This is a genomic window from Streptomyces botrytidirepellens (genome assembly GCF_003721215.1).
Taxonomy (GTDB): domain Bacteria; phylum Actinomycetota; class Actinomycetes; order Streptomycetales; family Streptomycetaceae; genus Streptomyces; species Streptomyces himastatinicus.
The window spans coordinates 1-4,205 of sequence record NZ_RIBZ01000609.1 but is presented as its reverse complement, the minus strand read 5'-3'; the positions used below and the strand labels follow the sequence as shown (position 1 = coordinate 4,205).

The 4,205-nt window shown below is 72.3% G+C and carries 5 protein-coding genes and 1 pseudogene; 4 read left to right on the top strand and 2 right to left on the bottom strand.

Features of this window, described 5'->3' with window-relative positions:
- Positions 1 to 219 (bottom strand): annotated as a pseudogene (locus EEJ42_RS33655) (class I SAM-dependent methyltransferase); the annotation flags it as partial.
- Positions 220 to 425: 206 nt separating this feature from the next.
- Here EEJ42_RS33655 and EEJ42_RS33650 point away from each other — a divergent pair.
- Positions 426 to 863: a roadblock/LC7 domain-containing protein gene (locus EEJ42_RS33650; protein ID WP_123105839.1), complete on the top strand. Its 438-nt coding sequence runs from the start codon at positions 426 to 428 to the stop codon at positions 861 to 863.
- A 96-nt stretch (positions 864 to 959) separates the two neighbouring features.
- Positions 960 to 2,150, top strand: a complete 1,191-nt coding sequence (locus tag EEJ42_RS33645; RefSeq protein WP_123105837.1) for an alcohol dehydrogenase catalytic domain-containing protein — start codon at positions 960 to 962, stop codon at positions 2,148 to 2,150.
- A 35-nt stretch (positions 2,151 to 2,185) separates the two neighbouring features.
- Here EEJ42_RS33645 and EEJ42_RS33640 read toward each other — a convergent pair whose 3' ends face one another.
- Positions 2,186 to 2,614 carry a PPOX class F420-dependent oxidoreductase gene (locus EEJ42_RS33640; RefSeq protein WP_009720759.1) on the bottom strand — a complete coding sequence of 143 codons (429 nt, stop codon included), beginning with the start codon at positions 2,612 to 2,614 and terminating at the stop codon, positions 2,186 to 2,188.
- A gap of 119 nt (positions 2,615 to 2,733) precedes the next feature.
- Here EEJ42_RS33640 and EEJ42_RS33635 point away from each other — a divergent pair, with 119 nt between their 5' ends.
- Both EEJ42_RS33635 and EEJ42_RS51320 read left to right on the top strand, forming a co-directional pair.
- Positions 2,734 to 3,138: a roadblock/LC7 domain-containing protein gene (locus tag EEJ42_RS33635; RefSeq protein ID WP_123105835.1), complete on the top strand. Its 405-nt coding sequence runs from the start codon at positions 2,734 to 2,736 to the stop codon at positions 3,136 to 3,138.
- A 190-nt stretch (positions 3,139 to 3,328) separates the two neighbouring features.
- On the top strand, positions 3,329 to 4,205 hold an 877-nt coding region (locus tag EEJ42_RS51320; protein ID WP_184503405.1), incomplete at its 3' end, for a DUF6397 family protein.

Genomic DNA, 4,205 nt, shown 5'->3' with positions numbered 1-4,205 from the left:
GCCGACCGCGGCGCGCAGCGCGGGCAGGGCGCGGCCGGTGCCGCAGCCCGCGTCGAGCACCGCGTCCCCGGGGCGCAGGCCCAGGTCGGCGACGGCGGCGGCATAAGCCGGGCCGTCGTCGGGGAAGCGGCTGTCCCAGTCGGCCGCCCGGGGCGTGAAGAAGTCCCTCACGTCGGTCGCGCTGTCTCGGTGGCTTCCCTGGGCGCGGTCCTGGGGCATGCGGAGCTCCTTCGTCCGGGGAACAGTTCCGTCCTGAGAACAGATTCGGGCATCGAGCGGTCATTCGAGAATCTGACTCTGTCAAATTCCAACAGGTTCGTAATGCGCCCCTCAATGCGCCCCCTTGCGGGCTAGCGTCGCTGGCCCATGGGGGGACCCCGAGCGCGTCGCCCGCTCACGGCGCGTGCCGACCGAGGGAGACCGTCATGCTCAAGCGCCGCGCAACCGCCGCCCGCTCGTCCGCCGGTCTCGACCGGAGCCTGCTCGACCCGGGCCTGCTCGACGGGATCCTGGACGACGGAGGGGCCCGCGCCGGGGGTGTCCGCCATGCCGTGCTGCTCTCGCAGGACGGGACCGTCCTGGTCGCGTCCCGCGGCCTCTCCCGCCGGGACGCGGAACACCTGGCCGAGATCGCCTCCGGATTCCACGGCCTGGCCAGGAGCGCGGGGCGCCGTGCGCGCCCCGCCCCGGTGCGCCGGACGGTGATCGAGCTGGAGAGCGGCACCCTCTTCGTCGCGGCGGCGGGCGCCGGGACCTGCCTGGTCGTGCTGAGCGCCGCGGGCACCGACCCGGCTGTTGCCGCCGCCGAGACGGCCCGGCTCGTGGAGCGGGTCGGCGAGCAGCTGCGCCGCGCCCTCGGCTGACCACGGAATGCGAGATTCCGTTCGCCGCTTCGCCCGTTCCTCACCGGGTACCCGGGGCATCTTGACTGCCGATGACCAGCGCGAAAGGACACGGCGATGCGAGCGGTGACCTGGCAGGGCAGACGCGATGTGCGCGTGGAGACGGTGCCCGACCCCATTCTCAAGGAACCGACGGACGCGATCGTACGGATCACCACCACCGGACTGTGCGGGTCCGATCTCCATCTGTACGAGGTGCTCACGCCCTTCATGACCCCCGGCGACATCCTCGGCCACGAGCCGATGGGGATCGTCGAGGAGACCGGTCCGGAGGTGACCGGGCTCCGGCCCGGCGACCGGGTGGTCGTCCCGTTCCAGATCGCCTGCGGGTCCTGCTGGATGTGCGGCTCCGGCCTGCCGACCCAGTGCGAGACCACGCAGGTGATCGAGTACGGCATGGGCGCGGAGATCTTCGGCTACAGCAAGCTGTACGGCGCGGTGCCGGGCGGCCAGGCGGAGTATCTGCGGGTGCCGCAGGCCCACTACGGTCCGATCAAGGTGCCCGAGGGGCCGCCGGACGACCGCTTCGTCTACCTCTCCGACGTCCTGCCCACGGCCTGGCAGGCGGTCGAGTACGCGGCCGTCCCGCGGGAGGGAACGGTGTGCGTGCTGGGTCTCGGCCCCATCGGCGCCATGGCCTGCCGGGTCGCCAGGCACCGGGGAGCCGGGCGGGTGATCGGCGTGGACCTGGTGCCCGAGCGGCTGCGGCGGTCCCGCGCCGACGGCGTCGAGACGTTCGACCTGAACGACTTCGACGGCCAGGACGACCTGGTCGACGCCGTGCTCTCGGCGGGCGGGGGCCGCGGCCCGGACTCGGTCATCGACGCGGTGGGTACGGAGGCCCACGGCAGTCCGGTCGGCCGGACCGCACAGCGGGCCGCCGGGATCCTGCCGCGGGACTGGGGCGCGAAGCTCACGGCCAGGGCCGGTGTCGACCGGCTGGCGGCACTCCGGCTGGCCATCGCGCTGGTGCGGCGCGGTGGCACGGTCTCCCTGAGCGGCATCTACGGCGGAATGACCGACCCGTTGCCGCTGATGACCATGTTCGACAAGCAGATCCAGCTGCGGATGGGGCAGGCGAACGTCCGTCGCTGGGCCGACGACATCCTGCCGCTGCTGACGGACGAGGATCCGCTGGGCGTCGACGGCTTCGCCACCCACCGCCTGCCGCTGGCGGAGGCACCTCATGCCTACGAGATCTTCCAGCAGAAGCAGGACGGTGCGGTAAAGGTCGTGATGCGACCGTGAACGATTGATTTCGGCCGAATTACTTCACTGTTCGACTAGTCGGCGATATCGGCGAGGCCGATGACCTTCTCGATGCGGACCCGTACCAGCAGCTCGCCGGGGACGCCGTTGCGGGCCCCGAACTGTTCGGCGAGGTCATCGCCCACGTAGCGGGCGGCAATTCGGGTGGCCCACTCCCGCACCTCCCCCAGCTCATCGCTGAGTTCGGCACGGCCCTGCACCGTGACGAAGGAGAACGGGGGCCGGTCGTCGTCCACGCAGAGGCTGACCCGCGGATCCCGGGCCAGGTTGCGCCCCTTGACCGTGTCCTGCCCGGTGTTGAAGACCAGGTCGTCCCCGTCCAGCAGGAACCAGATGGGCGCGAGATGCGGGCTTCCGTCGGCCCGTACGGTCGCCAGTTTGCCGGTGCGGGTGCCCTCGGAGAGGAACTTCTGCCACTGATCCCTCGACATTTTCTGTGCCATGTTTCCATCTTGCGTCAATGAGCGCAGAACGGCCGGAGGGACGGGTAGGGCGGGTTGCCCAGACGGCGGCGGTGAGAAAGGCTGGCACGCAGCTGAAGGGGAATCGGGGAGGAACGCCAATGGCACTCAGCAAGGGGCTCGACTGGTTACTGGACGACCTGACCAACCGGATCGCGCAGGTGCGGCATGTGCTGGTGCTGTCGAACGACGGGCTGGTGACGGGGGCGAGCGCGACGCTGGAACGTCAGGACGCCGAGCACCTGGCGGCGGTCGCGTCCGGGCTGCACAGCCTCGCAAAGGGGTCCGGCAACCACTTCCGGACGGGCCGGGTGCGGCAGACCATGGTCGAGTTCGAGGAGGGCGTCCTCTTCGTGATGGCCGCTGGTGACGGCAGCTGTCTCTGCGTCCTCAGCGGCCCGGACGCCGATGTCGGGCAGGTCGCCTACGAGATGACGCTGCTGGTGAACAGGGTGGGGGAGCACCTGGGAGTCGAGGCCCGGCAGGAGAGCGGCGCCCCGAGCTGACGGCCGGGAAGATGGGGGCCGGGCCCGGGAGCGGGGGAGAGCCGGGAGTCGGAGGGAACCGGGGAGCCCGGGGAGGTTATCCACAGGCGGTTGTCCACAGGCCTGACGGACCGTCGTGCCGCGACGCTATGGTCGTCACTGTCAGTGATTGATGGATCGCGGGGGAGGCTTCGTCATGGCAGTGGTACGAGTGGAGCAGCAGGTTAGGGAGGCGGGGGAGACACGGCCGACGCGGGAGGCGCCGGAGCGCCGCAAGCCGTCGGCCCCGGCGGGGCCGGGGCAGCCGACGGGCGTCGCGTTCCGCACCGCGGCCCGGATGCTGGGCCTCATGCAGCGGGAGTTCGAGCTGGCCGAGCAACTGGGGGAGGTGCGCACCGTCACCACCCCCGCGGGGCGGCGGGTGGCGCGGGAGGAGCTGGCGCGGCTGACCGGCGCCGAGGGATTCCCGGAGGCGCTGCGCGCCCGGCTGCGGGTGGTCGGCACGGCGGAGGGGGCCCAGCTGCTCGGCATCACCCCGGGCAGGCTCACCCGCCTGGCGCGCGGCGGCTTCTTCGCCCCGGCCCGGTTCTATGTCAACCGGTACCGGCGCGTGGTGTGGCTCTATCTGGCGACCGATCTGGAGGAGTTCGCCACCCGAGAGCCGGATCTGCTGACCGGCCGTACGCCACCGGGGCTGAGCGCTTCGCTGGCCGCCGGGGAGGACGCGCGGGCCGAGGGCTGGCGGGCGCGGCGGATCGACCAGCTGCTCTCCCGGACCCGGGACCCATGGGAGCGTGCCGGGGTGCTGGCCGCGGTGCTGGGCCCCGATGAGCTGGCGGTGGCCGTCGGCGACCCGCACGACCGGGATCATGTGCGGGAGCTTCGCCCCGAGCTCGTCCCGGTGCGCCCCGTCGCGGCCGCGGCGCGCAAGGTGATCGACCAGGTGCAGACGGCGGAGGGTCCCCAGGAGGTCCTGCGGTATCGCGTCGCGCTCGCCGACGCCGTGCGGGAGGCGCGCCGGGTCCGCCCCGCACCGCGGCCGGACGCCGCGGTGGCGCCGCTTCCCACCTGCCGGACCCGGCCCCCGG

Bases quoted from the DNA above. Each gene is read 5' to 3' on its own strand.
- EEJ42_RS33635 (WP_123105835.1), top strand. From the start codon at position 2,734: ATGGCACTCAGCAAGGGGCTCGACTGGTTACTGGACGACCTGACCAAC.
- EEJ42_RS33640 (WP_009720759.1), bottom strand. From the start codon at position 2,614: ATGGCACAGAAAATGTCGAGGGATCAGTGGCAGAAGTTCCTCTCCGAG.
- EEJ42_RS33645 (WP_123105837.1), top strand. From the start codon at position 960: ATGCGAGCGGTGACCTGGCAGGGCAGACGCGATGTGCGCGTGGAGACG.
- EEJ42_RS33650 (WP_123105839.1), top strand. From the start codon at position 426: ATGCTCAAGCGCCGCGCAACCGCCGCCCGCTCGTCCGCCGGTCTCGAC.